The organism is Streptomyces sp. NRRL S-495 (assembly GCF_000966955.1).
GTDB classification, from domain to species: Bacteria; Actinomycetota; Actinomycetes; order Streptomycetales; family Streptomycetaceae; genus Kitasatospora; species Kitasatospora purpeofusca.
Genome location: NZ_JZWY01001064.1, coordinates 1 through 6,316 on the forward strand (window position 1 = coordinate 1; position 6,316 = coordinate 6,316).

Sequence of the window (6,316 nt, forward strand, 5' to 3'; positions counted from 1 at the left end):
GATGTGTATAAGAGACAGGGGCGAGCGAACTCTCGCCGGAGCGCAGCGAGCGCGCGGCGAGGTGGAGCGCGACCAGCGAGGAGGAGCAGGCCGTGTCGACGGTGACGGCGGGGCCCTCCAGGCCGAGGGTGTAGGCGATCCGGCCGGAGGCGACGGAGGTGGTGGTGCCGGTGAGGACGTAGCCGTCGGTCTGCTCGGCGGGCAGGTGGTGCATGCTCGGCCCGTACTCCTGGGCGATGACGCCCGCGAACACGCCGGTGCGGGTGCCGCGCAGGGCCGCCGGGTCGATCGCGGCGTCCTCCAGGGCCTGCCAGGCGGTCTCCAGCAGCAGGCGCTGCTGGGGCTCGGCGGCGAGCGCCTCGCGGGGCGAGATGCCGAAGAAGTCGGCGTCGAACTCGCCCGCGTCGTAGAGGAATCCGCCCTCGCGGGCGTAGCTGCGGCCGGCCCGGTCGGGGTCGGGGTCGTAGAGGTGGTCGAGGTCCCAGCCCCGGTCGGTCGGGAAGGGGCCGACGACGTCGCGCTCCTCGGTGACCAGCCGCCACAGCTCGTCGGGGGTGTCGGCGCCGCCGGGGAAGCGGCAGGCCATGCCGACGATGGCGATCGGCTCCTCCGCCCCGCCGTCGGCGGCGGGGTCGGTGACGGCGGCGCGGGCCTCAGCGTCGCGCAGACGGCGGCGGGTCTGGTGCAGCTCGGCGGCAACCTTGTTGAGGTAGTCGCGCAGCTTCTGCTCGTTGGTGCTCATATCTGCGGTGCCTCTCTCAGGAAATGCCGAGCTCGTTGTCGATGAAGTCGAAGATGTCGTCGTCGCTGACGTCGGTGATGCGGGTGGCGAGGTGCGGGTGGCGAGGTCGCCGACGCCTCCGTCGCCCTCGGCGGCGGTCAGGCCGGCGAGCAGGGCGGTGAGCCGGTCGACGGCCTCGGCCCGGGCGGCCGGGTCGGCGGCGAGGGCGGTCAGGGTGCGCTCCAGCCGGTCGAACTCGGCTGCCGTGTCGGCGGGTTCGGATCCCGAGGCCGGTTCCGGCGCTCCGGCCGGGGCGGCCGGTGGCGGGGCGAGCCGCTCGCGCAGATAGGCGGCGAGGGCGGCCGGGGTGGGGTGGTCGAAGAGGGCGGTGGTGGGCAGCCGCAGACCGGTCGCGGTGTTCACCCGGTTGCGCAGCTCGATCACCCCGAGGGAGTCGAACTCGCTGTCCATGAAGCCGAGTTCCGGCCGGATCGCGGTCGCGTCCGGGTGGCCGAGGACGGCCGCGGCGGTGGCCAGGACCAGCGCCAGCAGCTGCCGTTCCTGCTCGGCGGGCGGCTGCCCGGCCAGTCGGGCCAGCAGCGCGGCCGGGCCGTCGGCGCCGCCCCGGGCGGCCGGACGGGACCGGTGCCGGGCGAGTCCGCGCAGCACCGGCGCCAGCCGGTCGGCGGGCACGGCCGCCGGGTCGAGCCGGGCGGCCACCAGGGCGGCGTCCGGGACACCGGCGGTGCCGGGGGCTCCGCCAGGGGTGCCGAGCGCGGCGTCGAACAGCGCGAGCGCCTGCTCGTCGGTCATCGGCGCCAGGCCGGTGGCGCCGAGGCGCTCCCGCTCGGCGGCGCTGAGCCCCGCCGCCATGCCGCCCTCGGCCTGCGCCCAGTGGCCCCAGGCGAGCGAGACGGCGGGCAGCCCCCGCACCGTCCGATGCTGTGCCAGCGCGTCCAACTCGGCGTTGGCAGCACCGTAGTTGGCCTGGCCGGGATTGCCCAGCAGGCCGACGGCGGAGGAGAACAGGACGAACGCGGCCAGGTCGTGGGAGCGGGTCAGCTCGTGCAGGTGCCGGGCACCGTCGGCCTTGGGCCGGCGGACGGTGCGCAGCCGCTCGGCGGTGAGCGAGCCGAGCACGGCGTCGTCCAGGACTCCGGCGGTGTGCACCACGGCGGTCAGCGGCCGCTCGGCGGGGACGGCCGCGAGCAGCGCCGCGACGGCGTCCCGGTCGCCGAGGTCGGCGGCCCGCACGCTCACCTCGGCGCCCGACTCCGCCAGTTCGGCGACGAGTTCGGCGACGCCCGGGGCCTGCGGTCCCTGGCGGCCGGCGAGCAGCAGGTGCCGCACGCCGTGCCGGTCGACCAGGCGGCGGGCGACGAGCCGGCCGAGGGCGCCGGTGCCGCCGGTGACCAGGACGGTGCCCTCGGGGTCGAGCGGGGCGGGCAGGGTCAGCGCGAGCTTGCCGGTGTGCCGGGCCTGGCTCAGCCGGCGCACCGCCTGCGGGGCCTGCCGGACGTCCTGGGCGTGGACCGGCAGCGGGCGCAGCGCGCCCTCGGCGAAGAGCCCGGCGAGTTCGGCGAGGATCTCGGCGATCCGGTCGGGGTCGACGTCGAACAGGTCGAAGGCCAGGTAGGCGGCGCCGTTGTGGTCGGCGGCGACGGTGGCCGGGTCGCGGGGGTCGGTCTTGCCCATCTCGACGAACCGGCCGCCGGGGGCGAGCAGGCGCAGCGAGGCGTCGGTGAACTCGTGGGCCAGCGCGTTGAGGACGACGTCGACGCCCCGGCCGCCGGTGGCCGCGCGGAAGGCCGGCTCGAAGTCGAGGGTGCGGCTGGAGGCGACCCGGTCGCCGACCAGGCCGAGCCCGCGCAGCACGCCCCACTTGCCGGGGCCGGCCGTGGCGAGCACCACCGAGCCGCCGTGCTGGGCGAGTTGGACGGCCGCCTGGCCGACACCGCCGGTCGCGGCGTGGATCAGGACGGACTCGCCGGGCCGCAGCCGGGCGAGGTCGTAGAGGCCGTGGTAGGCGGTCAGGAAGGCGACCGGGGCGGTGGCGGCCTCGGCCCAGCTCCAGCCGTCGGGGACGGGGAGGAGCAGCCGGTGGTCGGTGACGGCGATCGGGCCGAGGGTGCCCTGCACCAGGCCCATCACCCGGTCGCCGGGCCGCAGTCCGGTGACGCCGGGGCCGGTCTCCAGGACGGTGCCCGCGCCTTCGGCGCCGATCCGGGCGCCGCCGGGGTAGAGGCCGAGGGTGATCAGCACGTCCCGGAAGTTGAGGCCGGCGGCGCGCAGGGCGATCCGGACCTCCCCGGCGGCCAGCGGCCGGCGGGCCTCGGGGGCGGGCAGCAGGGCGAGCGAGTCCAGGCTGCCGGGGGTGGCGGTGTCGAGCCGCCAGGTTTCGGCGGTGCCGGGGTCGAGCCGGTCGCCCGGGCGGGTTCGGGCGAGCCTGGGGACGAGGATCTCGCCCGCCCGCACGGCCAGTTGGGGTTCGCCGTCGGCGTCGGTGCGCTGTGCGGCGGCGAGGGCCTCGCCGAGGGCGGCGCGGCTCGCGGGCGTGGTGTCGGTGTCCAGGAGGACGAAGCGGTCGGGGTGTTCGGCCTGGGCGGTGCGGACCAGGCCCCAGACCGCGCCGGCCGCCGGTTCGGGGACGTCCTCGCCGGGGTGGGTGGCGACGGCGTGCTCGGTGAGCAGCGCGAGGGTGCCGGTGTGCCCGGCGTCCAGCCAGCCGTGCAGCAGGGCGAGCGCCTGTTCGGCGGTGCGGACGGGGGCCAGCACGCTCTGCCCGGGGGCGGCCTCGGCGAGGGAGGCGAGTACAGGTCGCTCGTCCACCTGGTCGGCGGCTCCGGCCGGGTCGGCCAGCAGCGCCCAGTCGACGGGCGGCGCGTCGGCGGCGGTGAGCGGGCGCCAGTCCAGCCGGTACAGCGAGTCCGGGCCGGCGGCGGCCGGGGCGCGCAGGGTCAGCGCGCCGACGGTGGCGACCGGCAGCCCGGCCGGGTCGGTCAGCTCCAGGGCGACGGTGTCGGGCCCGGCCGGGGTGATCCGGGCCCGCAGGGCGCCGGTCCCGGTGCCGGTGCGGTGGACGGTGACGTCCCGCCAGGAGAACGGCAGCACCGTCCGGTCGGCGTCCAGGACGACGGCGTGCAGCACGGCGTCCAGCAGGGCCGGGTGGAGGGCGTAGGACTCGGCCTCGGCGGACGGCAGCACCGGCGGCGCGGTGACCTCGGCGTAGCGCTGCTCGCCGTGGACGGCGGCCGCGGTGAGGCCCCGGAAGGCGGGGCCGTAGTGGTAGCCGCGCTCGGCGAGGCGCTCGTAGGCGTCGGCGAGGTCGAGCGGCACGGCAGCCGGCGGCGCGACCACCACAGCGGGCTCTGCGGGCTCCACCGGCGCGACGGCGACGGCCCCAGTGGCGTGGGTGGTCCAGTCGGAGTCCCCGCCGTCCCCGGTCTCCGGCTGGGAACGGATCCGCAGCGGTCGGCGCCCCTCCTCGTCGGCGGCGCCCAGCAGCACCTGGATCCGCACCCCGGCCCTGGCAGCCGCCGGCAGGGCCAGCGGCGCGGCCAGGTCCAGCGTCTCCACCCGGGCGGCACCGGCCCGCAGCGCGGCCTGCACGGCCAGCTCCAGGAAGGCGGTGCCCGGCAGCAGGACGGTTCCGGCGACGGTGTGGTCGGCCAGCCACGGGTGGGTCCGCAGGGAGAGCCGGCCGGTGAACAACCAGCCCTCGCTGTCCGGGAGTTCGGTGACACCGGCGAGCAGCGGGTGGCCGGTCGGGGCGAGGCCGCCGGGGGCGTCGGCGGTGTGCGCGGCCGGCGTGTCCAGCCAGTGCCGGCGGCGTTCGAAGGGGTAGGTGGGCAGCTCGGGGCGGTCGGTCCCGGGGGCGGCCGGCAGGGCGGTGGCCCAGTCGACCGGCACCCCGTGGACGTGCAGCCGGGCCAGTGCCTCGGTGGCGGTCGCCCGCTCCGGCCGGTCGGCGCGCAGCAGCGAGGCGAACGCCCGTACGGGCGGGGCGGGGAGGGCCGCGTCGGCGTCGGGGAGGGCCGCGTCGGCCTCGGCGAGCGCCTCCTCGGTGAGGGCGGTCAGTACGGGGCCGGGGCCGAGTTCCAGGTAGGCGGTGGTGCCGAGGCGGTCCAGGGTGCGCACGCCGTCGTGGAAGCGGACCGCCTCCCGGATGTGCCGCACCCAGTACCCGGGGTCGGTCAGCTCCCCGGCCCGGGCGAGGCCGCCGTGCAGGTTGGAGACCACGGGGGTGTGCGGCTCCCGGTAGTCGAGCCGCTCCGCGACCGCCCGGAACTCGTCCAGCACCGCGTCCATGTGCGGCGAGTGGAACGCCCGGCCGACCGTCAGCAGCTTGACCCGCCGTCCGCGCGCCCGCCAGTCCTCGGCCAGCCGGCGGACCTCGGCCTCGTCGCCGGAAAGCACCACGGAGGACGGGCCGTTGACGGCGGCGATCGCCACCAGGTCGGTGAGCGCGGCCAGTTCGGGCGCCACCTCGGCCTCGGTGGCCCCGATCGCGGCCATCGCGCCGTTCGCCGGCAGCGCCTCCATCAGCCGGCCGCGCGCGGCGACCAGCGCCACCGCGTCGGGCAGGGTGAGCACACCGGCCAGGTGCGCGGCGCTCAACTCGCCGATGGAGTGGCCGATCAGCCGCTCCGGGCGCAGGCCGTACGCCTCGACCGCGAGCCGGTGCAGGGCGACGTGCAGGGTGAAGAGGGCGGGCTGGGTGTAGGCGGTGGTGTCCAGCAGGGCGGCCGGCGCGGTGCCGGGCTCGGCGAACAGCACCTCGGTCAGCGGGGTGGCCAGGTGCGGGGCGAACAGCTCCGCGATCTCGTCCACGGCGGCCCGGAACACCGGTTCCCCGGCGTACAGTTCGCGTCCGGCGCCGGGCCGCTGGCTGCCCTGGCCGGAGTAGAGGAAGGCCGGACCGGACGGGCGGGCGGCCTCGGCCCGGAGCAGGCCGGGCGCGTCCTCGGCGCCCTCGGCGAGCGCCCGCAGGGCCTCGGCGCGGGCCTCGGCCCCGCCGCCCAGGACGGCGGCCCGGTGCGCGAAGTGGGTGCGGCCGGTGGCCAGGGTCCGCGCGAGGCCGGGGGCGTCGGGCGCGACCGTGTCCAGCAGCCGGGCGGCCTGGGCCCGCAGGGCGGCGGGCGTCCGGGCCGACAGCAGCAGCGGGGCTTCCGCCGGGGCCGCGGGCTCCTCGGGAGCGGCGGGCTCCGCCGGGTCCGTGAGCTCCTCGGAAAGCTCGGGTTCCTCCGGTGCGGCCTCCAGGATCAGGTGCGCGTTGGTGCCGCTGATCCCGAACGAGGACACCGCCGCCCGGCGCGGCCGGCCCGTGACGGGCCAGGCCCGCGTCCCGTCGAGCAGCTCCACGGCGCCCGCCGACCAGTCGACGTGCGGCGAGGGCGCGTCCAGGTGCAGCGTGCCCGGCAGTTCGCCGTGCCGCAGCGCCTGCACCAGCTTGATCACCCCGGTGACCCCGGCCGCGGCCTGGGTGTGCCCGAGGTTGGACTTCGACGAGCCCAGCAGGACCGGCGGTTCGCCCGGGCCCCGCTGCCCGTAGGTGGCGAGCAGCGCGCGGGCCTCGATCGGGTCGCCGAGCGCGGT

At 77.8% G+C, this 6,316-nt stretch carries 1 protein-coding gene; it reads right to left on the reverse strand.

The window, feature by feature from the left end:
• On the reverse strand, positions 1 to 6,316 hold a 6,316-nt coding region (locus VR45_RS38905; protein ID WP_052709711.1), incomplete at both ends, for a type I polyketide synthase.